We start from the raw sequence: 21888 nt of genomic DNA, 5'->3' as shown, positions 1-21888 counted from the left end.
GGCGTGTTGGTGTCCTCTCCGGTTACCCGCAGCCTACAAATTGTAAGTAACACTAACAATACCAAATGTGAGACACCCACCCATGTCCTTTACCGGAAGCTGCGCCTGCGGCGCCGTCACCGCCACGATCTCTGCCGAAGCCCCCGTTGCGGTGCGCCAGTGCTGGTGCCGCCAGTGCCAGCAAGTCGCGGGAGGCGGTGCCGCCAACAACGCGATCTTCCCGACGGACAGCGTGGCAATCACCGGCGAGCTTGCCACGCATGCCTACACGGCGGCCAGCGGCAACATCCTCACCCATTCCTACTGCCCGAAGTGCGGCACCCCGGTGATGGCGCAGACCAGCGCCCGCCCCCACTTCCGCACTATGCGCCTCGGCTTCCTCAACGTGGGCCACGGCCTTGCCCCCAACGCCGCGATCTGGACCAGCGACGCCCCGCCCTGGGCGGCGATCGATCCCGCGCTCGAACAGTTCGAAGGCCAGCCGCCGGCACCGCCGCCGCCGCCCGCTTCGTAACACTTGCTCCAGCCCCCCATTCGCCTTAATCATCCGGTTAAGACGCGAGCGAGGCCCGACCACCCATGTTCTTCAACTTCATCGACGAGCTGCGCGCGGCGGGCATCAAGGCCAGCTTCAAGGAGCACCTCACGCTGCTCGAAGCGCTCGACAAGGACGTGATCGATCAGACGCCCGAGGCGTTCTACTACCTCTCCCGCGCCACGTTCGTGAAGGACGAGGGCCTGCTCGACCGCTTCGATCAGGTCTTCAACAAGGTCTTCAAGGGCCTCCTCACCGATTATGGCCAACGCCCGGTCGATATTCCCGAAGACTGGCTGAAGGCCGTCGCCGAAAAGTTCCTCAGCGAAGAGGAAATGGAGAAGATCAAGGCGCTCGGTTCCTGGGAAGAGATCATGGAGACGCTGAAGAAGCGCCTCGAGGAACAGCAGGAGCGGCATCAGGGCGGCAACAAGTGGGTCGGCACCGGCGGCACCAGCCCGTTCGGCAATTCGGGCTACAACCCCGAAGGCGTGCGTATCGGCGGCGAGAGCAAGCACGGCCGCGCGATCAAGGTCTGGGAAAAGCGCGAATTCGCCAACCTGGACAACACCAAGGAACTCGGCACCCGCAACATCAAGATCGCGCTGCGCCGCCTGCGCCGCTTCGCGCGTGAGGGCCATGCCGATGAGCTCGATCTGCCCGGCACCATCGAAGGCACCGCAAAGCAGGGCTGGCTCGATATCCGCATGCGCCCCGAACGGCGCAACGCGGTAAAATTGCTGCTGTTCCTCGATGTCGGCGGCTCAATGGATCCGTTCATCAAGCTGGTCGAAGAGCTGTTCAGCGCCGCCACGGCGGAATTCAAGAACATGGAATTCTTCTATTTCCACAACTGCCTCTACGAAGGCGTGTGGAAGGACAACAAGCGCCGCTGGTCCGAGCGCACGAACACGTGGGACATCCTCCACAAGTACGGCCACGACTACAAGATCGTGTTCGTGGGCGATGCAGCGATGAGCCCGTACGAGATCAGCCACCCCGGCGGCTCGGTCGAGCATTTCAACGAGGAAGCCGGCGCGATCTGGCTCCACCGCGTCGCGCAGACCTACCCCGCGACCGTCTGGATCAATCCGGTGCCGGAGAAGCAGTGGAACTATTCGCAGTCGACGAAGATGGTCAAGGATCTCGTCGGCGGCTCGATGTTCCCGCTGACCCTCGAAGGCCTTGACGGCGCCATGCGCGAACTCACGCGCAAGAAGCACTGACAGTACCTCCCCGAGCTTGCCTTGGGGAGGAGGACCATGCGAAACATGGTGGAGGGGCACCACCCCCCAAAAACAAAGGAGAGGTCGACGCCATGTCCGACAACGAAATCCTGACCGTCCGCCGTACCGGCAGCCGCGTCGATCTCACGCTCAACCGCCCGAACCAGTACAACGCGCTGAGCGAAGACCTCCTCGCCGCGCTGAAGGCCGAGCTCACCAGCCTCGCCGCCGACAGCTCGATCAGCTGCGTCGTCCTTTCGGGCGCGGGCAAGGCCTTTTGCGCGGGGCACGATCTCAGGCAGATGCACGGGCAGCGGCGGCTGGATTACTACCGCACCCTGTTCGCCGCCTGCGCCGAAGTGATGGAAGCCATCGTCGCGCTCCCCGTCCCCGTAATTGCCCGCGTCCACGGCATCGCCACCGCCGCCGGTTGCCAACTCGTCGGCGCCTGCGATCTCGCCATCGCCAGTCAGGACGCGCGCTTTGCCGTCTCTGGCATCAACGTCGGCCTGTTCTGCTCCACACCCGCCGTCGCGCTGACCCGCAACGTGCCGGCCAAGCCCGCGTTCGAAATGCTGGTGACGGGTGACTTCATCAGCGCCCACACCGCAGAGGACTGGGGCCTCATCAACCACGCCGTCCCCGCCGACCAGCTCGACGCGCAGATCGACAGCCTCGCCGCAACCATCGCCGCCAAGAGCCCCGACGCCATCCGCCGCGGCAAGGCGCTGTTCTATGCCCAGCGCGAAGTCCACCGCGCGGAGGCCTATGCCCTCGCCGCCGAAGTCATGGCGCAGAACATGATGGACGATAACACCGCCGAGGGGATCGAAGCGTTTCTGGAAAAGCGCGCGCCGGTCTGGCGCTGAAGAACCCCTCCTACCCCACCTGTACACCCTTCCAGAACGCCACCCGCCCCTTGATCTGCTTGGCCGCATCCTTCGGCTCGGCATAGTACCAAGCCGCATCGCGGTTCTCCGCGCCGTCCACCACCAGCGAATAGTACTGCGCCGTGCCCTTCCACGGGCACATGCTGGTCGTGGCGCTCGGCTTCAGTACCGCCGCATCCACCGCCTCAAGCGGGAAGTAGTGGTTCCCCTCGACCACCACCGTCTCATCGCTGCGCGCGATCACCGCGCCGTTCCACCGTGCCTCGACCATCACTCAAACCTTCCGATTACATCGCAACATCCGGAGTGTGCCCCAAGCCGCGCGGCGCTACCAGCCGCCCGATGGAACACCTCTCCCAAGCCATTTCTGCGCTCGACTGGCGCGCCCTCGCCCAAAGCCTCGACGACCTCGGCTACGCGCTTACCCCGCGCCTGCTCGATGCCGAAACCTGCGCCGCGCTCGCCGCACTCTACGCGGATGACGGGCGCTTCCGCTCCACCGTCACCATGGCTCGCCACGGCTTCGGCAAGGGTGAGTACCGCTACTTCGCCTACCCGCTGCCCGTTATGGTGCAGGCCTTGCGCACCGCGCTCTATCCCCACCTCGCCCACATCGCGAACGAGTGGTCGGAGCGGCTCGGTCTGTCAGATATCTGGCCCAACACTCACGAAGCCCTGCTCGCGCGGTGCCATGCCTTCGGCCAGCCGCGCCCCACTCCGCTCCTGCTGCGCTACCGCACGGGCGACTACAACTGCCTGCATCAGGATCTCTACGGGCCGATCCATTTCCCGCTGCAAGCCGTCGTCATGCTGAGCCCAGATGATGCCTACACCGGCGGCGCGCTGACCCTCGTCGAAAACCGCCCCCGAATGCAAAGCCGCGTCGAAGTCGTGCCCATCCGCCAAGGCCAGATCGCCCTGATCCCCGTCCGCGACAAGCCGCGCCTGTCCTCCACCGGCTGGTCCAAATCCGCGATGCGCCACGGCGTCAGCACCGTGCTCTCGGGCGAACGCCAGACGCTGGGCGTGATCTTCCACGACGCGAGTTGAGACGGCATCCGCCTCACCTCACCCGTCCCCACTTCATCACCCCGGGCTTGACCCGGGGTCCCGCTTCTAGCCAGCAAACACAAACCGCTGTCCTACAACGCACAGGTTCGCGTAAAATCAGAACGTGCACCTGGAACCCTGTAAGCTCGGCCCCGACTCCGCTCATGCTGAGCTTGTCGAAGCATCACAGCGCAACATCTGCGGCACTGAAATCCAACAGAACAGCCCGCAAAAAACCGCCCTCGGGGTTCTTCCCCAGGACTGTGTCAACTGTGTCAACTTGAGGGCAAACTGTCCCGGTTCAGTACAGAAGATACGGCGCCCGCGTCTCCAGCCAAGCCGCTTCGTCCGGCCCAGCCAGCGCTTCCAGATCGGCCGCCGTGCTCGCCGGATCATCCACCCAGGTCCGCAAGGCAGCCCCGCCATTGATGACGTCGATCGCCAGCTTGTCGTAGACGTACTCGTAGGGAAAATCGCGCCACAGCGGATAGTCCGAGTACAGCCGCCGGATCGCCTTGAACGCCAGCGCCTGCAGCCGCCACGGGCGAAACGCGTGGTGGTCGTAGAAACCGCCATCGGCATGGACCATCAACGCATTGCAAAGCTTGCCCGCATGCTTGTGGAACGTCGGCTCGAACCAGCACTCGCGGATGGCGCACCCCGCCAGCCACTGCGGCGCGAAAGCCTGCATCTCGGCCAGCACAGCCTTTGCATCGATATCCGGCGCGCCGAACAGCACTTCCAGCGGCCGCGTCGTCCCGCGCCCTTCCGAAACCGTCGCGCCCTCGATCATCACCGTTCCGGCATAGGCCCGCGCCATGTTGAGGCTTGCGGCATTGGGCGAGGGATTGATCCAGATGCGATCCTGCGGCCAGCCGAACCCGGCCCCTTCCGGCTCCCAGCCCTCCATCGTCACCACGCGGTAGTCCACGTCGAGCTTGAAGTGGTCCACGAACCAGCGGCCCATCTCGCCCAGCGTCATTCCGTGCCGCATCGGCATCGGCCCCGCGCCGACAAAGCTTTCCCAGCCCGCCAGCAGTGTCGTGCCTTCCACCGGGCGGCCAGCCGGATTGGGCCTATCCAACACCCACACCGCCTTGCCGGTGCCGCTCGCGGCTTCCAGCAGGTAGAGCAGCGTCGTCACGAAGGTATAGATCCGGCAGCCCAGATCCTGCAGATCGAACAGGAACACATCGGCGCTGTCCATCATCCGCGCCGTCGGCCGCCGCACTTCGCCGTAGAGGCTGAACACCGGGATGCCGAGCGCCGGGTCGATGAAGTCCTCGGTCTCGACCATATTGTCCTGCTTGTCGCCGCGCAGGCCATGCTGCGGCCCGAACGCGGCGCTCAGGCTGATGCCCGGACAGGCCGCGAGGGCATCGAGCGAATGGACCAGCCCCTCCGTTACCGAGGCGGGATGAGCGACGAGGGCAATGCGCTTGCCCTTAAGCGGAGCACGCAGCGAAGCGTCGGCGAGGAGGCGATCGATACCGAATTTCATGGCTGATCCGGTGCCGCAAGCCGCCCGGCGAAGCAAGCCGCATCGTGGAAATCCGGCTTCTCGGGCGGATGCGCCATCGCCCAGTACGATTTGTGCCCGCCCTCTTCCTCGATCACGGCGGTGAGGCCATATTCCCACGGCAGCGGCGGCAAGGCGCTCGCCGGGATCGCGGCATCGAAGATCAGGACGGACTGCCCCCGCCGCGGCGTGCAGACCGGCGCACGCTCCATCGCTCGCTCGGCCATGCCGGCGCGGTAGCCTGCAAAATCATAGGCCGCCCAGCGCTCGGAGGGCGAGAGATTGAATTCGGCATACCCGTCACCGCCTTCGGGTCGAACGAAAAGCTCGAAACAGGTCGTCTGCCACAGACCATCCGTCCGCGCCCGTCCGGCAAACTGCGGCACCACCAGCGCGCCCGCCCCGTCCACCTTCCACCGCAGCGTCAGCCAGTTAGAGTCGAGCGAGAGGATGCGCGCCGCCACTGCGCTGACAAACTTGGCCGGATGTGCGGAATGTGCGGTCAGGTCGAACGTTTCCAAGCCCCGATCTTTCGTGCTAGGCGCGCGGCGTCATGACGCAGTACACCTCTTCTCTCCTCCGCCTGCTCAGCGAGCGCGGCTATATCCACCAGGTCACCGATGCCGAGGGCCTCGATGCGCTTGCGGCGAAGCAGATCGTACCGGGCTATATCGGCTTCGACGCGACCGCGCCATCGCTCCACGTCGGCAGCCTTGTGCAGATCATGATGCTGCGCCGGCTCCAGCAGGCCGGGCACAAGCCGATCGTGCTGATGGGCGGCGGGACGACCAAGGTGGGCGATCCCTCCGGCAAGGACGAGAGCCGCAGGATGCTGACCGCTGCGGATATCAAGGCCAACATCGCCTCGATCCGCACCGTGTTCGAAAAGCTGCTCACCTTTGGTGACGGCCCGACCGATGCGGTGATGGTCGACAACGACGATTGGCTCGGCAAGCTCGGCTACGTCGATCTGCTGCGCACCGTTGGCCCGCACTTCACGATCAACCGGATGATGACGTTCGATTCGGTCAAGCTGCGGCTCGAGCGCGAGCAGCCGCTGACCTTCCTCGAATTCAACTACATGATCCTGCAGGCCTACGATTTCCGCGAACTCGCGCTCACCGCCGGGTGCCGCCTGCAGATGGGCGGCTCGGACCAGTGGGGCAATATCGTCAACGGCATCGAACTCACGCGCCGCATGGAAAGCACCGAAGTCTTCGGCCTCACCACCCCGCTGCTGACGACGGCGGACGGCGCGAAGATGGGCAAGACGGCGGCAGGCGCGGTCTGGCTCAACGACGATGCGCTGCCGGCGTGGGACTTCTGGCAATACTGGCGCAATGTCGACGACCGCGATGTCGGCCGCTTCCTGCGCCTGTTCACCGATCTGCCGCTCGACGAGATCGCACGCCTCGAATCGCTTGGCGGCAGCGAGATCAATGCAGCCAAGGTAGTGCTCGCCAATGAAGTGACCAGGCTGGTCCGCGGGGCCGAAGCCGCAGCGGCTGCCGAAGCAACGGCGGCGGCGACTTTCGCTGGCGGCGGTGTCGGGCAGGACTTGCCCTCCCTCGCGGTTGCGGAGGGCAGCATTGCCCTCGTCGATGCGCTGCTCGGTCTCGGCTTTGCGGCCAGCCGCGGCGAGGCGAAGCGACTGATTGCCGGGGGCGGTGCACGAGTAGAAGGCCAGGCAGTGACCGACGAGGCCTATGTCATCGTGCTGGAAGGCGCAGAAATCCGTGTTTCTTCGGGCAAGAAGAAGCACGGCGTCCTGCGTTCGGCCTGAAGGCAAAGACCAGCCGTTAACCGGCAAGTCCTTGCCGGAAAGCGGCAAAACGGTGCCGGACCTTTACTAAATATCAGCCAATTGCCTCCAGAACCACTCGTGCTTGACCATCACGAGGAGCGACCATGGCCAGCGGCGCACAACTTTCTGTCACCGATCAGCGGCTTTCGACCCGCCATCCGGTCGACCTGCCCCTGATCGGCGAACATCGTCGGCTGGGAGATGTGATGCTGCATGTCATCAACATCTCCACGACCGGCTTCATGGTAAGGGGCGAACTTTCGCTTCAACGCGGCGAGCGGATCACCATCCGCCTGCAGCACATCGGGCGAATCGAGGCGTTCCTTGTGTGGAGCGATGGCAACCGCGCCGGATTCCAGTTCGAGCGGATCATCCGCGGTGACGATTTCCTGATGATGATCAAGTCGTTGCAGCCCAATCCAAGGCTCCAGCGCAGCCGTTGATGCAGCGCAGCAACGGCTGCGCCCCGGCAATGCGCATTTTGCCGATTTGTACTTGTGATATTATATCATCACGCTAAAGCGGCAGCCGAAACAACGCTTCGGGTGTCCCATATGTACAAGTCCACGCTTGCCGCCAGCTCTGCGCTCGGCGCCATGCTTCTCGTGATTTCCAACCCCGCCATCGCGGCTCCGGAAGAACCGGCCGGCGCTGCACCTGCCGCACCGCAAGCTGCCCAATCCGGGCAGATCCAGTCCGGGCAGATCAACACCACCCAGACCGACGATGCTGGCCACGCCCCCATTGTGGTCACTGGCCGCCTGATCTCGGGCGACCGCGATGCGATCGTCGCCCCTGTCGTCATCAACGGCGAAGATCTTGCCCGCCGCGCCGCTGCGCAGATCGGCAATGTGCTCGCCCACCTCCCCGGCGTATCGACCAGCGGCTTTGCCCCCGGCGCCTCGCGCCCGGTCCTGCGCGGCTTCGATGGTCCGCGCGTGCAGGTGCTGACAGACGGCCTCGGCTCGCTCGACGCAAGCTCGGTCTCGGCCGACCACGGCGTTGCCATCGATACGCTCAACGTCGAGCAGATCAATGTGCTGCACGGGCCAGAAGTGCTGCTCTATGCGGCAGACCCCGCAGGCGGCGCGGTCAATGCACTCGACCGGCGCATCCCGCGCCGCATGCCGGACAAGCCCGTCAGTGTGAACGCGCTGGGGGCCTATGGCTCGGCGGCAGATTCGGTGAACCTCGGCGGGGCGGTCGATGTGGCACTTGCACCCCGGCTCGCCGCCCATTTCGACGCTTCTTACAACCACGCCGGCGATGTGCGCATCGGCGGCAACGTCGTCTCCGAGCCGCTGCGCGCCCAGTTGCGCGCCGAGGCCGATGACCTGACGGCGGCAGGCGATACCGAAGGCGCCGCCAATCTCACCGCAGGCCTTGATGCACGCGGACGCCTTGCCAACTCGTGGGCTCGCGGCACCACCTTCGGGGGCGGCCTCGCCTTTATCGACAGCGGCGGCTCGATTGGTATCTCGGTCCAGCGGCTGACCAGCGACTACGGCATTCCGCCGCGCCCCTCGCCCGAGGCGCCAGATCCGGTTTCGCTCTCGCTGCGCCAGACGCGCTATGACCTGCGCGGTAGCGTCAATCTCGGCGGGTTCTTCGACCGGCTTGAGGCACGCGTCGCGTATGGCGATTATACACATGCTGAAATCGAGGACGGCATTGCCGGCACCCGCTTCTTCAACAAGGCGATCGAATCGCGGCTCGTGCTGACCCAGTCCCGCCACGCCCTTGGGTCGGGTAGCTGGCGCGGCGAGAGCGGCGTGCAATACAGCACGCGCAACTTCCGCATCGAGGGCGAGCCGCTGCTGCCAAACTCGGTGACCGAGCGCATTGCCGGCTTCACGCGCCAGCAGCTTTCGCTCGGGTCCGTCGACTTCGAAGGCAGCCTGCGCGGCGAGCATGTCTCGGTAAAGCCCAAGGGGCTCGCCAGCGGCGATACGAACCAAACCTTCGGCCTGTTCGCTGCCGGTGCAGGCCTAGCCTGGCACCCGCTGGAAAGCGTGACCCTCAGCCTTTCGGCGACGCATGGTGAGCGCGCGCCAACCGCTGAGGAACTCTACATCGACGGCCTGCATGATGCGACGCAGTCCTACGAGCGCGGCAATCCCAGCTTCCGTATCGAGCGAAGCAACACGGTGGAAGCGGGCCTGCGCTATCACGGCGATCGTTTTGCCGGCGCCTTCACCGCCTATGCCACCGATTTCAGCAACTTCATCGCGCCGATCCCGACCGGCGAACGGATCGAAGGGGCGCCGGTCTACCAGTATGTCCAGCTTCCGGCGAAGTTCCGCGGCCTTGAAGCGGAGGGTTCGTGGAAGGCGCTCGACTGGCATGATGGTCGTTCGCTCTCGGTCGAAGGCGCAGTCGACTACGTTCATGCATCGCTGACCGGATCGGGCCCGGCCCCGCGCATTCCCCCCTTGCGGGTCCGCGGCGGCCTGACTTACGAATCCGACAGGCTCGGCGCCAATGTCGAGGCGATCGTCCATGCGCGGCAGGACCGCGTGACGACTTACGAAACCCCGGTGGATGGCTACACGTTGCTCAACGCCAATCTCACATGGCGGCCGCTTGGCAAGAACGGGCCGCTGGCGCTGATCCTTTCGGGCGACAACCTGCTCAATACGGTTGGCCGACTCTCCACCTCGGAAACGCGGGATTTCGTGCCGATTGCCGGACGCGATATCCGGCTCACGGCAACGCTCAAAATCTAGGAATCGCAGGGTCCTAGTTTTGCTTGCTTGGCAAGGGCGCGCCGCACTGCCATTCGGGCGGCGTGACCATTACTGAAGACGAACCGCGCTCGCCGCTGGATATTCCGGATTACCGCCGCTTCTGGCTGGCGCGGTTCCTGTCTGTCTTCGCGACGACCGGTATGGTCGTCGTGCTGGGCTACCAGCTTTATGACGTCGCACGCGGCCAGTATGGCATGAGCATTCCGGCGGCGGCCTTCCAGCTCGGTCTTCTGGGGCTTGCGCAGTTCCTGCCTGTACTGCTGCTGACGCCGGTCGCGGGCCTGATCGCAGACCGCTACGACCGCCGTATCGTTGCCGGGCTGGCTGTCGCAATCGACATGGTCGTCGCCATCGTGCTTGCCGCCGCGACCATCGCGGGACACCTCAACCTGCCGCTCCTGTTCGCACTTGGGGCGCTGCACGGCACCGCGCGGGTATTCATCGGCCCGGCGATGGCCTCGATCGCGCCGAATGTCGTGCCCGTACGGTTGATGCCGCGCGCCGTGGCGATCAATTCGATGGCTTGGCAGACCGGCTCGGTCGGCGGCCCGGCGATTGCAGGTCTGCTCTTCGCCCAGGTTCCCGCCCTGCCCTACGTCATTTCGGCCCTGCTGCTGGCGCTCGCCACCCTTTCTGTCTTCCGCATTCGCCCATTGCCGCCGCCGGACGAAAACAAGCGCGCGCATCCGCTCTCGCAGATCGTCGGCGGGCTGACGTTCGTCTGGAACGACCGCTTCCTGTTCGGCTGCGTCACGCTTGATCTTTTCGCAGTGCTGCTCGGCGGGGCGACCGCGCTGCTGCCGGTCTATGCACGCGACATCCTGATGATCGGCGGGCACCATGTCGGCGCCAATGGCCTCGGCATCATGCGCGCGGCGCCAGGTGCGGGTGCGGTGGTCGTAGCACTGCTGCTGGCGCGCAAGCCCATCGAAAGCGGCGTCGGCGCGAAGATGCTGATCGCGGTGGCCGTCTATGGCGCGGCAACCATCGGCTTCGGTCTCAGCCGCGATTACTTCTTCTCGCTGCTGATGCTTGCGGCGCTCGGCGCGGCGGACATGGTTTCTGTGTTCATTCGCAACACGCTCGTCCAGCTCTACACGCCTGACAGCGTGCGCGGGCGCGTTTCGGCGATTTCAGGCCTCGCGATCTCGGCTTCAAACGAGCTTGGCGAGATGCAGTCGGGCGTGGCGGCAGCCCTCCTCGGCGCAACCGGCGCGGTTGTATTCGGCGGCGTCGGTGCGATAGTCATTACCGTGATGTGGGCGGTCTGGTTCCCGGAACTCAGGCTGGTGCGCACATTCTCGGACAAAACACTTCACCAGAAGGAGCATGCGACATGAAGGCGGCCAATATCCTCGCCACTATCGGCAACACCCCGCACATTCGCCTCTCCCGCCTGTTTCCCGACCACGAGGTATGGGTGAAGAGCGAACGCACCAATCCCGGCGGCTCGATCAAGGACCGCATCGCGCTGGCCATGATCGAGGCAGCGGAGGCAGACGGCAGCCTCAAGCCGGGCGGCACGATTGTCGAGCCGACTTCGGGCAACACCGGCATCGGCCTTGCCATGGTCGCGGCGGTCAAGGGCTACAAGCTGATCCTCGTCATGCCCGAATCGATGTCGATCGAGCGGCGGCGGCTGATGCTCGCCTATGGCGCGACGTTCGACCTGACGCCGCGCGAAAAGGGCATGAAGGGCGCCATTGCCCGCGCCCTCGAGATCGTTGACGAAACCCCCGGCGCATGGATGGCCGCGCAGTTCGACAACCCGGCTAACGTCGCCGTCCACGTGGCCACCACTGCTGCGGAAATCCTTGCCGACTTCGCCGAAGCACCGATCGACGCGCTCATCACCGGCGTCGGCACCGGCGGCCACCTGACGGGCTGCGCCGAGATGCTGAAGGGCCACTGGCCCACAATGAAGGCCTGGGCGGTCGAGCCGACACTTTCGCCGGTGATCTCTGGCGGCCAGCCCGCACCACACCCGATCCAGGGCATCGGCGCCGGGTTCATTCCGGGCAACCTCCACACCAAGTCCATCGACGGCGCGATTCAGGTCGATCCCGCCGATGCCAAGGAATGGGCTCGCCGCGCCGCGCGCGAGGAAGGCATGCTCGTCGGCATCAGCTCTGGCGCGACGCTTGCCGCCATCGCGCAGAAGCTGCCTGAACTGCCCGCCGGCAGCCGCGTCCTTGGCTTCAACTACGATACCGGCGAGCGCTATCTCTCGGTGCCGGACTTCCTGCCGGAGTAAGCGCACATGGCGCTCGAACAGCTTGCCTACCGCGATGGGGATACTGCGCTGACGGGGTGGCTTGCCCGCCCCGCCGGCACCCCGCGCGGGGCCGTGCTCGTCCTGCCCACGATCATGAACCCCAATCCGCCGATGGAGCGCCGCGCGGCCATGCTGGCGGATGCGGGGTTCATTGCCATGATCGCCGATTTCTATGGCGAGCCGGTGCGCGATTTCGAGCATTCGATGCAGCTGGCTGGGGTGCTGCGCGCCTCGGTCGATGACTACCGCGCGCGGCTCCGTGCCGCGCTCAGTACGCTGACCGGACTGCCGGAGGCGCAGGGCCTCAAGGCCGCCGCCATCGGCTACTGCATGGGCGGGCAGGCCGCGCTCGAACTGGCACGCGATGGCGCGGACATTGTCCTCGCGGCCAGCTTCCACGGCATTCTGGACACCGGACGGTCCGCCGAACCCGGCGCGGTGAAGGCGCGTATCCTCGTTTGCCACGGCGATGCGGATCCGCTTGTCCCGCGTTCGCAGGTCATCAGCTTCTGGGAGGAAATGGACGCCGCGGGCGCCAACTGGCACTTCCACTCCTACGGCGGCGTGAAACACGGCTTCACCGATCCCGGCAGCGATGCACGCGGCGTGCCCGCGATAAGCTACGATGCCAGCGCGGACCGCCAGAGTTGGGCGTCGCTGATGGGGCTGTTCGCTGAAGTCTTCTAGACGACGCCCCAGTCGCGCAGAGCTGCCACATTGCGCTCGGCAAGCGTCAGCAGCAGCAGATCGCCGTGCTCGCTCGGCGGCATCGCCAGAATGGCTCCCACGCTGAAATAGAGCGCCAGCGGCAGCGAACCGGCGAACTCGGCGCGGGCATGATCCAGCGTGTAGGACGGATCCTTGGCCGCAATGGCGGCGTGGTGCCGCTCAACCAGCGTGCCATCGATGCTGCGGCGATCCTCTACGGTGAGCGAGCCGGAGAGGAAGTAGGCGAGATCGAACATAGGACTGCCGCAGTCGGCGAACTGCCAGTCGATGAGCCACGCCCTCGGCCCTTCCGCGCCGTCCTCGAACAGCACGTTGTCCACCCTCGGTTCGCCGTGAACGAGGGTGCGCCCTCGCGGAATCGCCGCAAAGTGGCGCGGCAGGTCGGCCACAACGGCGTCAATGGCATCGAGCATCGCAGGATCGGCACGGCCGGTGAAGCGCTCGCGGAAGGCCTTGGCAGCGAGCATATTCGTCACCGCCGCCGTCTCAGCGTCGGCGGCGCGGTTGTAGAGCCATTCTGCCACATCAAGTCTGGCATCATCCCAGAATGCTGCGTGCAGGGCGGCCAGTTCCCGCGCCACCGCCTCGGCCTCTGCCACGCTGCAGCCGGCGATTTGGTTGCCGGGCCGGGTGCGCTCCGAGAGGTCCTCGAGCACGAGATTGATCGTGCGCCCATCCGGTCCGACATTGCGCCAGTAGCAGCGCGGCGTTGCCAGAGGCGGCGTCTCGCCCAGAAAACCATAGACCTCGCACTCGCGGCGATAAACATCGTGCGCGGCGGCAATCTCCACCGCCTGCCCGATCCCCGAAGTCAGCTTTGCTACCACCGATCGCACCGCATCGGCGGCATTGGCGTTGTAAGTGATCTCGGTGCGGAGCGTCGCCGAAAGATTGCCGTGCCCGATGGGCTTGGTGTTGAGCAGGCTGACGCGCGGCGCTTCGAGGCCCGCCTGCTGCAGCACGGCCTGAATCCACTGCGGCGTGATCTGGTCAGCGCCGGCAATCAGCGGCGGCGGCGGCAGGTCAGCCGGAACCGAGGCATCGCCTTCGCGTCCCCAGAAGCCGGGCGTGTAGCTCGAATTCCAGCAATCGGTGAACTTGCCGTCCACCGCCTTGAACACCTCGATCCCGCACAGCTCGATGCGTTCGCCCTTGCGTGTGTGCATGTTCCACACCGAGGTGACATAGGTGTCGTCGGCGAGCAGGACTTCGTGCGTGAAACAGGGCTCCAGCTTCTCACTCTGCTGGCGCACGCGCGCGATCTGGTCCTCGACCGAAAGCGCTGTGACGCTGCCTGGGTCATGCCGCACAATGGGATCGGCGCAAATCTCGCGGATCAGCTCCGCGCGCCGGTTGTTCCAGACTTCGTCCCAATAGAGCTCGATCAGCTCGCGCGGGCTGCGGTGCGCCATTGGTTCATCCCCCGATCCCTTTAACTGATCGGTTAATCGCTCGCGCAGCCCTGCTCGTCAACCGCTACCAATCAGGCGGCAAACTGCTCCGCCGTCATCGCCATCACGGTCTCTGGCCCCGCTTCTACTTCATAGCGCAGCGCGCCGGCCTGCGGGGCGAAGCGCAGTGCCCAGTGCCTCGCGCAGAGCAGCTTGGCTTCGTAGAACGCCTTGTCAGCCCCATCCTGCCCGAGCGCCGCGGCGGAAACCTTGGCCATGCGCAGCCACATCAGGCCCAGCGAGACGACGCCCGTGAGCGTCATGTAGGCATAAGCGCCCGCGCCGATGGCGTTGGGATTGGCCATGCCGTTCTGCAGGAACCACATCGTCGCGGCCTTGAGGTGGCCGGTGGCCTTGGCGAGCCTTTCGGCGACCAGCTTGACCGTCTCGTCAGCGCTATCTTCGGCGCATTCGGCATCGATCACTGCGAACAACCGCTGGATCGCGCGCCCGCCGTTCAGCGCCAGCTTGCGGCCAACAAGGTCCATCGCCTGCACGCCGTTGGCGCCTTCGTAGATCATCGCAATGCGCGCATCGCGGACGAACTGGTCCATCCCGTTCTCGGCAATGTAGCCGTGCCCGCCCCAGACCTGCTGCATGTCGGTCGCGGTCTTGTAGCCCATGTCGGTGCCGTAGCCCTTGATCACGGGCGTGAGCAGGCTGATGAGGTCATCAGCGGCCTGCCGTTCCTCCTCGGTCGCCGCCTTGTGCGAGAGATCGACCTGCAGCGCGCCCCACAGGCACAGTGCGCGCATGCCGCCGATGAACATCTTGGCGTCCATGAGCATGCGCCGCACATCGGGATGCACGAGCAGCGGATCGGCCTTCTGCTGCGGCTCTGCCGGCCCGGTGAGCGCGCGGCCCTGCCGGCGTTCGAGCGCATAGGTCACCGCGTTCTGATACGAAGCTTCGGCCTGCGCGAGGCCCTGGATGCCCACGCCGAGCCGCGCCGCGTTCATCATGATGAACATCGCGGCGAGGCCCTTGTTCTCCTCGCCAACCAGCCAGCCCTTGGCGCCGTCGTAGTTCATCACGCAGGTCGCGTTGCCGTGGATGCCCATCTTGTGCTCGATCGAGCCGACCGAGACGGCATTGCGGTCCCCGAGGCTGCCGTCCGCATTCACGAGGAACTTGGGCACGATGAACAGCGAAATGCCCTTCGACGATTCGGGCGCGCCCGGTGTCTTCGCCAGCACGAGGTGGATGATGTTCTCGCACAGGTCATGGTCGCCCGCCGATATGAAGATCTTGGTGCCGGTGATGGCGTAAGAGCCATCCGCCTGCGGCTCCGCCCGCGTGCGGATGAGGCCGAGGTCGGTGCCGCAATGCGGCTCGGTCAGGTTCATCGTGCCGAGCCATTCGCCGCTGACCATCTTGGGCAGATAGGTCGCTTGCTGCTCGGGCGAACCCTTCGATGCGATTGCCGAGATCGCGCCGTTGGCAAGGCCCGGATACATCGCGAAGGCCTGATTGGCGCTGGCGAGGTATTCCTCCATCACGAAGCCGATCACGTGCGGCAACCCCTGCCCGCCATAGACTTCGGGCGCTGCCAAGGTGCCCCAACCCGCCTCGACGTAACGGGCATAGGCTTCCTTGAAGCCCTTGGGCGTTGTCACGCTACCATCCGGATGGCGGGTGCAGCCTTCCTGATCGCCCGAAAGATTGAGCGGCGCGACGACTTCATTCACGAAGCGCCCGGCTTCCTCGATCACGCTGTCAGTCAGATCTCGCGTCGCGGCCTCGAAGCCCGGCAGGTGGCCGTAGCTTTCAAGGCCCAGCACTTCGTTGACGACGAAACGGGTGTCGCGGGTCGGCGCCTGGAAAACGGGCATGAACTGGTCCTCTCGAAGTCTTAATCGGGGTCGACGTCCAGATTGACCGGGCGTCCTTCAAGCTTCTCGCGTTCGATCAGCAGCGCAACGAAGCTCGTCAGTTCGGCAATCGTCGCGTTGATATCGGCCTGCTGGCGCTTGAGGTTATCGATCCGCTCGCGGCACTTGTCGATCGTGACGCGGCGCTGCTTGGCGCGGCCGTCGCCGAGATCGTAGAGATCGATCATGTCGCGGATTTCGGACAGGCTGAAACCCACGTTCTTGGCGCGCATGATCCACGCCAGCCGCGCCCGGTCGCGCTTCGAATAGATGCGGGCAAGGCCAACGCGGGTCGGCGCGATCAGCCCCTCGTCCTCGTAGAAGCGCAGCGCACGGGCGGTAACGCCGAACTCGCTCGAAAGATCGGAGATGGTGAACTGTTCGCGCGCCAGTGCGTCGGGCTGGTGCAAGTGACCGGTATGATCGGCGCTGCGGGCCGAACGAAGCGCCGTCGGGGTCCGATCCGGACTCGTGGTGATGGGACGCGAGGACATGGCCCGGAGACCTAACTACCCTTTACGTAAGCGTCAACCTTCGATCCGCTCGAGCGCCCCATCCGCGCCAATGCGGCGGTAGAAACAGGAGGGAGCGAGCGTGTGGCAAGCCGGCCCCGCCGCTTCGACCCGCAGCTCCAACGCGTCCTGATCGCAATCGACGCGGATCTCGATCACCTTGAGCACATGGCCCGAACTCTCACCCTTCATCCACAGCCGCCCGCGCGAGCGCGAGTGGAAGTGGGCAAGGCCAGTTTCCTGTGTGCGGGCGATTGCCTCGGCATCCATGTGCGCCAGCATGAGCAGCGTGCCCGTCGCGTGATCGACTGCGACTGCTGTCACGAGTCCGGCAGAATCGAAGCGCGGCATGAACACGGTGCCCTGCTCACGCAGCGCGGTTTCAGGGGATGGTTTAGAAATGGGATCGGCCTTTCGCAGTAAGGCACCTGTTCGGGTGTCATTTTGTTGCAGGATAACCACATGCCCCTGCCAAAATCCATGGCCTCTGAACAACGCGCTTTTACCTTGGGCAACAATGGCGGAAGAACACTGCACGGCTTGAGGGAGCCGTAACCGCAGACCGGGTTAACGCCCGGACGCAAGCATACAGGCCAAAGTTCAGGGTTGAAATCACATGGGGCCGATGGCGGCGCCGCTCCCCGAAATGGGCAGGGCAGCGCAGCCGGAGGATAAACGCTCAGGGATTTCGGTAGGAACCGTCCGCCGTCACATGCCAGCAGAAGCTGGGGCCGCGAGGGGCAGGCCGTGACGGAGTGGTTCTTGAACCGATAAGGTATCGTCACGGGAACGCCCGGAGCCACCGCTCCGGGCGTTTCGTGTTTCAGGCCTTGGCTTTCTCAGGCCGCCAGTGGCGCGTCCTCGCGGCCCACCTGATCGAGCGCTTCATCAAGCACCCGCGCAAAGCAGGCGATGCGCACTTCAGCCGCCCCTGCCTTGCGCAGCGCGGAGAGGCAGGCGTCGGTTGTCGCGCCGCTCGTCATCACATCATCGACAAGCAGCACCTTTGCCCCCTTGAGCCGAACCGCGCGGCGCGGATGCGCGCTGATCGCGCCGCGCAGCGCCTCGGCCCGCGCGCGCTTGCCGAGGCCGCCGAGCGAGGGCGTACGCTTGCGGCGCTCGAGCGCATCGACGACGAGCGGCTGGTGGACCGTCCGCGCGATCCGCTCGGCCAGCAATGCGGACTGGTTGAAGCCGCGCTCCCACAGCCGCCAGCGATTGAGCGGCACCGGCACCACCAGCCATTCACCCTCCAGATCAGGCAGGCGGCGCACCATCAGGCGCGCAAGGAGATCCGCCAGCGCGATCCGCTTGCCGCGCTTGAATGCCAGCACCAGTTCACGCGAGGCATCGTTGTAGAGCGTCGCGGCCGCAATCCCGGCATGACGCGGCGGCTGGGCCATGCATGCGGCGCACTGCACATCGCCCGCGCGCAACACGCTATCGGGCAGCGGGCGCTGGCAAGTGCTGCAGGCCGGCTCCCCCGGCACGGCAAGCCTGGTCCAGCAGGAAGCGCAAAGCCCGCCTTGCTGCGCCAGCGGATCGCCGCAGAGCGGGCAGCGCGGGGGAAACACCAGATCGATGATCGGGGTCAGGAATTGCGGCTTTGCCATGCAGGCATGGTTTCTGCCCCGCTGCACTGCTTGGCAAGAGTGCCTGCCAAAGGGACTGGGCCAAAATGGAGTAGGCCAAAAGGACTTGGCACGCGCCGCGCCGCGCGGCAGGGGCATGGGCATGGCCAGCGCCCCTCCCCCCATCATCTTCGCCCCAACCCGCCGCCGCGCGATGCGGGCACGGATGCGCGTGCTCGAACGCCGCGCCGATGCGCCGCGTTTCCTTGCCGATGACATGGCCGATGATGTGCTGGATCGCCTCGCCTTCCTGCGCCATCGGCCGAAGCGGGCATTGGTGGTGGGGGATACGTCCGGCGTGCTGGCGGACGCACTCACAGCGGGCGGATGCAATGTCGTCCGCGCCGATCCCGCACCCATCGCAAGCGAACGGCCGATCGATGAGGAGCAGCCCTTCCCCGAACCCGGGTTCGACCTGATCGCGCAGCTTGGCTCACTCGCCACGGTCAACGACCTGCCCGGCGCGATGCTCCATATCCGCCGCGCCCTTGCGCCAGACGGGCTTGCGGTGATGAGCCTGTGCGGTGCGGGCAGCGTCCCCGCCCTGCGCGCCATCATGACCGAGACCGATGGCGACCGCCCCGCCGCGCGGATCCATCCGCAAGTCGATGTGCGCGCGGGCGGTGACCTTCTCCAGCGTTGCGGATTTGCCGAACCGATGAGCGACAGCCGCATGCTCGATGTGCGCTACGGCAGCTTGCGCCGACTAGTGGCAGACTTGCGCGCGCAAGGCCTCGGGAATTGCCTTGCCCGGCCGGGGCCGCTGCTGGGCAAGGCTGGCCTCGCCCGCGCAGAGGCGGCATTTGCAAGCATGGCGGATGCGGACGGCCGCGTGACCGAACGCTTCGCGATCCTGACGATGAGCGGCTGGAACAAGGCGCTACGACCGCCGAAGTTCTGACAACACCCTTGTCATTGCGCTCGCAATTACGCTGCTTGGCGCCTTACCCCAAGGCAGCCTGCGCCGCAGCCAACCGCGCGATCGGCACGCGGTATGGGCTCGCCGAAACGTAATCGAGGCCAACCTTCTCGCAGAACGCGATGGAAGCCGGATCGCCGCCATGTTCTCCGCAGATGCCGAGCTTAATGTCGGGCCGCGTTTCGCGCCCGCGCACCGCCGCCATTTCGACGAGCTGGCCGACGCCCTCGATATCGAGGCTGACGAACGGATCGCGCGGGTAGATGCCCTGTTCGACATAGGGCCCGAGGAAGCGGGCAGCATCGTCGCGAGAAACGCCCAAAGTTGTCTGGGTCAAGTCGTTGGTGCCGAACGAGAAGAACTTCGCTTCCTCGGCAATCTCGCCCGCCATCAGCGCGGCGCGCGGCAGTTCGATCATCGTGCCGACGAGGTATTCGAGCGTACGGCCCTTCTCGGCAAACACAGCTTCAGCGGCGCGGTCGACAAGGGCGCGCAGGATGAGCAGTTCGCGCCGGGTGGCAACCAGCGGGATCATCACTTCGGGCACGACTGCTTCGCCCGACTTTTCGGCCACGTCGCAGGCCGCTTCGAAGATCGCGCGGGCCTGCATCTCGTAGATTTCGGGGAAAGTGATGCCGAGGCGGCAACCGCGGTGGCCGAGCATCGGGTTGAATTCATGCAGTTCGCCCGCGCGGCGCTTGAGGTGATCGACGCCAAGGCCGGTTGCTTCGGACAATTCCTCGAACTCCGTCTCGCCGTGGGGCAGGAATTCGTGCAGCGGCGGATCGAGCAGGCGGATGGTGACGGGCAGCCCGGCCATCACTTCGAAGATCGCGGTGAAATCGGCGCGCTGTTCGGGCAGGAGCGCATCCAGCGCACGCCGGCGCGTGGCTTCATCCTCAGCCAGAATCATCTGGCGCACCAGCGAGATCCGGCCCGCATCGAAGAACATGTGTTCGGTGCGGCAGAGGCCCACGCCCTCCGCGCCGAACTGGCGCGCGACCTGGCAATCGAGCGGGGTTTCCGCGTTGGCGCGCACCTTCATGCGGCGGTGCTTGTCAGCCCAGTCCATGAGGACCGCGAAATCGCCGACGAGTTCGGGTTCGACCATCGGCACGGCGCCCAGCATCACATCACCGTTGGAGCCATCGAGCGTGATGACATCGCCTTCCTTCACCTCACGCGTGCCCATCCGCGCGGTGCGGGTGGCCATGTCGATCGAGAGGCCAGAGGCGCCGGAGACGCAGGGGCGGCCCATGCCGCGCGCCACGACGGCAGCGTGGCTGGTCATGCCGCCGCGCGCGGTCAGCACGCCCTTGGCGGCGTGCATGCCGTGGATGTCTTCCGGGCTGGTTTCGACGCGGACGAGGATGACGTCATCGCCCATCTGCGCGCGGTGTTCGGCAGAGTCGGCATCGAACACGACAATGCCGGTGGCTGCACCCGGCGAAGCAGGCAAGCCGCGCGTCAGCACATCGCGCGCGGCGCTGGGATCCAGCGTCGGGTGGAGCAACTGGTCGAGCGCCATCGGATCGACGCGCTTCACCGCAGTCGCCTCGTCGATCAGGCCCTCGTTCGCCATTTCGACCGCCATGCGCAGCGCGGCCTTCGCCGTGCGCTTGCCCGAACGCGTCTGAAGCATCCACAGGTGCCCGCGCTCGACCGTGAATTCGATGTCCTGCATGTCCTTGTAATGGGCTTCGAGCAGGTCGAACACGCGGGCGAGTTCGGCATAGGCCTCGGGCATCGCCTCTTCCATCGAAAGCGGCTTGGCCCCGGCGCGTTCGCGCGCGGCCTTGGTCAGGTATTGCGGGGTGCGGATGCCGGCGACGACGTCCTCGCCCTGCGCATTGACGAGGTATTCGCCGTAATAGGCGCGCTCACCCGTGGCGGGATCGCGGGTGAAGGCGACGCCGGTGGCAGAGGTTTCGCCCATGTTGCCGAAGACCATAGCCTGCACGTTGACGGCAGTGCCCCAGTCATGCGGGATCGAGTTCAGGCGGCGGTAGACCTTGGCGCGGTCCGATTCCCACGAATCGAACACCGCACCGATTGCACCCCAAAGCTGTTCGTGCACATCCTGCGGGAACGGGCGGCCAAGCTCGTCGGAGACGATGGCCTTGTACTGCCCGACGAGCGCCTGCCAGTGCTCTGCGCCCATCTCGACATCGGCGAAGAAGCCGTTGTCTTCCTTGGCGATTTCAAGCGCATCTTCAAAGCGGTGATGATCGAGGCCAAGCACCACGTCCGAATACATCTGGATGAAGCGGCGGTAGCTGTCCCACGCAAAGCGCGCATCGCCCGAACCGGCGGCGAGCCCTTCGACCGTCGCGTCATTCAGGCCGAGGTTGAGCACGGTATCCATCATGCCCGGCATCGAGACGCGCGCGCCCGAGCGGACCGAGACGAGCAGGGGATTGGCGGGATCGCCGAAAATGCGCCCCGTGGCCTTCTCGATGTGAGCAACGCCGCCGGCGACACCGGCGCGCAGGCCTTCGTCAAAGCTCTTGCCGGCCGCGTTGTATGCCGTGCAGACTTCGGTGCTGATGGTGAAGCCCGGGGGCACCGGCAGACCGATGCCCGCCATCTCGGCAAGGTTGGCGCCCTTGCCGCCCGTGATGGTCTTGTCGCGCGAGCGCGGATCGCTGTTCGTAGCACCACCGCCGAAATGGAATACGTATGCGCTCATGCGACAACAGGCTCCCTGCGAATGTGATTTCGTCCGGGTT

At 65.5% G+C, this 21888-nt stretch carries 20 protein-coding genes; 11 read left to right on the top strand and 9 right to left on the bottom strand.

The annotated features are described in order from the left end of the window. Nucleotides 1-82 precede the first annotated feature (82 nt). From NSE01_RS12440 to NSE01_RS12430, 3 genes are all read left to right on the top strand, one after another. On the top strand, nucleotides 83-514 hold the full coding sequence (locus NSE01_RS12440) for a GFA family protein (RefSeq protein WP_147159959.1): 432 nt from the start codon (nucleotides 83-85) through the stop codon (nucleotides 512-514). 65 nt (nucleotides 515-579) lie between these two features. Next, entirely contained in the window at nucleotides 580-1761 is a 1182-nt protein-coding gene (locus tag NSE01_RS12435) for a vWA domain-containing protein (protein ID WP_147159958.1), read from the top strand. Between the two features lie 92 nt (nucleotides 1762-1853). Further along, nucleotides 1854-2630 (top strand): enoyl-CoA hydratase, encoded by a 777-nt coding sequence (locus NSE01_RS12430; RefSeq protein WP_147159957.1) that lies wholly within the window; start codon nucleotides 1854-1856, stop codon nucleotides 2628-2630. A 10-nt stretch (nucleotides 2631-2640) separates the two neighbouring features. On the opposite strand, the gene NSE01_RS12425 is transcribed toward NSE01_RS12430, so the two are convergent. Further along, the gene (locus NSE01_RS12425; protein ID WP_147159956.1) at nucleotides 2641-2922 is read right to left on the bottom strand and encodes a DUF427 domain-containing protein; all 282 of its coding nucleotides are present in this window, start codon (nucleotides 2920-2922) and stop codon (nucleotides 2641-2643) included. A gap of 71 nt (nucleotides 2923-2993) precedes the next feature. On the opposite strand from NSE01_RS12425, the gene NSE01_RS12420 reads away from it, so the two are divergent. Further along, nucleotides 2994-3701, top strand: a complete 708-nt coding sequence (locus tag NSE01_RS12420) for a 2OG-Fe(II) oxygenase (RefSeq protein ID WP_147159955.1) — start codon at nucleotides 2994-2996, stop codon at nucleotides 3699-3701. 301 nt (nucleotides 3702-4002) lie between these two features. On the opposite strand, the gene NSE01_RS12415 is transcribed toward NSE01_RS12420, so the two are convergent. Continuing rightward, nucleotides 4003-5202 (bottom strand): exo-beta-N-acetylmuramidase NamZ family protein, encoded by a 1200-nt coding sequence (locus NSE01_RS12415; protein WP_147159954.1) that lies wholly within the window; start codon nucleotides 5200-5202, stop codon nucleotides 4003-4005. Then, a complete protein-coding gene (locus NSE01_RS12410; RefSeq protein ID WP_147159953.1) occupies nucleotides 5199-5741 on the bottom strand; it encodes a DOMON-like domain-containing protein in 543 nt (180 codons plus the stop codon). The genes NSE01_RS12415 and NSE01_RS12410 overlap by 4 nt, the downstream gene beginning before the upstream one ends. A gap of 32 nt (nucleotides 5742-5773) precedes the next feature. On the opposite strand from NSE01_RS12410, the gene tyrS reads away from it, so the two are divergent. The 6 genes from tyrS to NSE01_RS12380 all read left to right on the top strand — a co-directional run bounded on the left by tyrS (nucleotide 5774) and on the right by NSE01_RS12380 (nucleotide 12733). After that, nucleotides 5774-7003 (top strand): tyrosine--tRNA ligase, encoded by a 1230-nt coding sequence (gene tyrS, locus NSE01_RS12405; RefSeq protein WP_147159952.1) that lies wholly within the window; start codon nucleotides 5774-5776, stop codon nucleotides 7001-7003. Between the two features lie 125 nt (nucleotides 7004-7128). Further along, entirely contained in the window at nucleotides 7129-7467 is a 339-nt protein-coding gene (locus NSE01_RS12400) for a PilZ domain-containing protein (RefSeq protein WP_147159951.1), read from the top strand. Nucleotides 7468-7578: 111 nt separating this feature from the next. After that, nucleotides 7579-9750 (top strand): TonB-dependent receptor, encoded by a 2172-nt coding sequence (locus NSE01_RS12395; RefSeq protein ID WP_246135193.1) that lies wholly within the window; start codon nucleotides 7579-7581, stop codon nucleotides 9748-9750. Between the two features lie 23 nt (nucleotides 9751-9773). After that, complete coding sequence (locus NSE01_RS12390) at nucleotides 9774-11111, top strand: MFS transporter (protein WP_246135192.1); 1338 nt, start codon at nucleotides 9774-9776, stop codon at nucleotides 11109-11111. After that, nucleotides 11108-12025: a cysteine synthase A gene (cysK, locus tag NSE01_RS12385; protein WP_147159950.1), complete on the top strand. Its 918-nt coding sequence runs from the start codon at nucleotides 11108-11110 to the stop codon at nucleotides 12023-12025. Before NSE01_RS12390 ends, cysK begins: the two co-directional genes overlap by 4 nt. A gap of 6 nt (nucleotides 12026-12031) precedes the next feature. Then, entirely contained in the window at nucleotides 12032-12733 is a 702-nt protein-coding gene (locus tag NSE01_RS12380; protein ID WP_147159949.1) for a dienelactone hydrolase family protein, read from the top strand. Here the strand turns inward: NSE01_RS12380 and NSE01_RS12375 are convergent. From NSE01_RS12375 to NSE01_RS12355, 5 genes are all read right to left on the bottom strand, one after another. Continuing rightward, nucleotides 12730-14187, bottom strand: a complete 1458-nt coding sequence (locus NSE01_RS12375; protein ID WP_147159948.1) for a phosphotransferase — start codon at nucleotides 14185-14187, stop codon at nucleotides 12730-12732. The genes NSE01_RS12380 and NSE01_RS12375 overlap by 4 nt on opposite strands. Nucleotides 14188-14258: 71 nt before the next feature. Then, on the bottom strand, nucleotides 14259-16058 hold the full coding sequence (locus tag NSE01_RS12370; protein ID WP_147159947.1) for an acyl-CoA dehydrogenase C-terminal domain-containing protein: 1800 nt from the start codon (nucleotides 16056-16058) through the stop codon (nucleotides 14259-14261). A gap of 20 nt (nucleotides 16059-16078) precedes the next feature. Further along, nucleotides 16079-16591: a MerR family transcriptional regulator gene (locus NSE01_RS12365; protein WP_174812042.1), complete on the bottom strand. Its 513-nt coding sequence runs from the start codon at nucleotides 16589-16591 to the stop codon at nucleotides 16079-16081. A 33-nt stretch (nucleotides 16592-16624) separates the two neighbouring features. Continuing rightward, nucleotides 16625-16984 carry a phosphoribosyl-AMP cyclohydrolase gene (gene hisI, locus NSE01_RS12360; RefSeq protein ID WP_281289505.1) on the bottom strand — a complete coding sequence of 120 codons (360 nt, stop codon included), beginning with the start codon at nucleotides 16982-16984 and terminating at the stop codon, nucleotides 16625-16627. A 464-nt stretch (nucleotides 16985-17448) separates the two neighbouring features. Beyond that, nucleotides 17449-18222 (bottom strand): ComF family protein, encoded by a 774-nt coding sequence (locus tag NSE01_RS12355; RefSeq protein ID WP_147159945.1) that lies wholly within the window; start codon nucleotides 18220-18222, stop codon nucleotides 17449-17451. Between the two features lie 121 nt (nucleotides 18223-18343). On the opposite strand from NSE01_RS12355, the gene NSE01_RS12350 reads away from it, so the two are divergent. Beyond that, on the top strand, nucleotides 18344-19141 hold the full coding sequence (locus NSE01_RS12350; RefSeq protein WP_147159944.1) for a methyltransferase domain-containing protein: 798 nt from the start codon (nucleotides 18344-18346) through the stop codon (nucleotides 19139-19141). Between the two features lie 43 nt (nucleotides 19142-19184). Here NSE01_RS12350 and ppdK read toward each other — a convergent pair whose 3' ends face one another. Then, nucleotides 19185-21848, bottom strand: a complete 2664-nt coding sequence (gene ppdK, locus NSE01_RS12345) for a pyruvate, phosphate dikinase (RefSeq protein WP_147159943.1) — start codon at nucleotides 21846-21848, stop codon at nucleotides 19185-19187. Nucleotides 21849-21888: the final 40 nt, after the last annotated feature.

The sequence above is a fragment of the Novosphingobium sediminis genome (assembly GCF_007991615.1).
In the GTDB taxonomy this organism is placed as follows: Bacteria; Pseudomonadota; Alphaproteobacteria; order Sphingomonadales; family Sphingomonadaceae; genus Novosphingobium; species Novosphingobium sediminis.
Note: the sequence above shows the minus strand (reverse complement) of the source record. Positions and strands in the feature narration are given on the sequence as shown.

What these genes read in the sequence shown, in the direction of transcription:
- NSE01_RS12440 (WP_147159959.1), top strand. Translation starts at nt 83, where the DNA reads ATGTCCTTTACCGGAAGCTGCGCCTGCGGCGCCGTCACCGCCACGATC.
- NSE01_RS12435 (WP_147159958.1), top strand. Translation starts at nt 580, where the DNA reads ATGTTCTTCAACTTCATCGACGAGCTGCGCGCGGCGGGCATCAAGGCC.
- NSE01_RS12430 (WP_147159957.1), top strand. Translation starts at nt 1,854, where the DNA reads ATGTCCGACAACGAAATCCTGACCGTCCGCCGTACCGGCAGCCGCGTC.
- NSE01_RS12425 (WP_147159956.1), bottom strand. Translation starts at nt 2,922, where the DNA reads ATGGTCGAGGCACGGTGGAACGGCGCGGTGATCGCGCGCAGCGATGAG.
- NSE01_RS12420 (WP_147159955.1), top strand. Translation starts at nt 2,994, where the DNA reads ATGGAACACCTCTCCCAAGCCATTTCTGCGCTCGACTGGCGCGCCCTC.
- NSE01_RS12415 (WP_147159954.1), bottom strand. Translation starts at nt 5,202, where the DNA reads ATGAAATTCGGTATCGATCGCCTCCTCGCCGACGCTTCGCTGCGTGCT.
- tyrS (WP_147159952.1), top strand. Translation starts at nt 5,774, where the DNA reads ATGACGCAGTACACCTCTTCTCTCCTCCGCCTGCTCAGCGAGCGCGGC.
- NSE01_RS12400 (WP_147159951.1), top strand. Translation starts at nt 7,129, where the DNA reads ATGGCCAGCGGCGCACAACTTTCTGTCACCGATCAGCGGCTTTCGACC.
- NSE01_RS12395 (WP_246135193.1), top strand. Translation starts at nt 7,579, where the DNA reads ATGTACAAGTCCACGCTTGCCGCCAGCTCTGCGCTCGGCGCCATGCTT.
- cysK (WP_147159950.1), top strand. Translation starts at nt 11,108, where the DNA reads ATGAAGGCGGCCAATATCCTCGCCACTATCGGCAACACCCCGCACATT.
- NSE01_RS12380 (WP_147159949.1), top strand. Translation starts at nt 12,032, where the DNA reads ATGGCGCTCGAACAGCTTGCCTACCGCGATGGGGATACTGCGCTGACG.
- NSE01_RS12375 (WP_147159948.1), bottom strand. Translation starts at nt 14,187, where the DNA reads ATGGCGCACCGCAGCCCGCGCGAGCTGATCGAGCTCTATTGGGACGAA.
- NSE01_RS12370 (WP_147159947.1), bottom strand. Translation starts at nt 16,058, where the DNA reads ATGCCCGTTTTCCAGGCGCCGACCCGCGACACCCGTTTCGTCGTCAAC.
- NSE01_RS12365 (WP_174812042.1), bottom strand. Translation starts at nt 16,591, where the DNA reads ATGTCCTCGCGTCCCATCACCACGAGTCCGGATCGGACCCCGACGGCG.
- NSE01_RS12355 (WP_147159945.1), bottom strand. Translation starts at nt 18,222, where the DNA reads ATGGCAAAGCCGCAATTCCTGACCCCGATCATCGATCTGGTGTTTCCC.
- NSE01_RS12350 (WP_147159944.1), top strand. Translation starts at nt 18,344, where the DNA reads ATGGCCAGCGCCCCTCCCCCCATCATCTTCGCCCCAACCCGCCGCCGC.
- ppdK (WP_147159943.1), bottom strand. Translation starts at nt 21,848, where the DNA reads ATGAGCGCATACGTATTCCATTTCGGCGGTGGTGCTACGAACAGCGAT.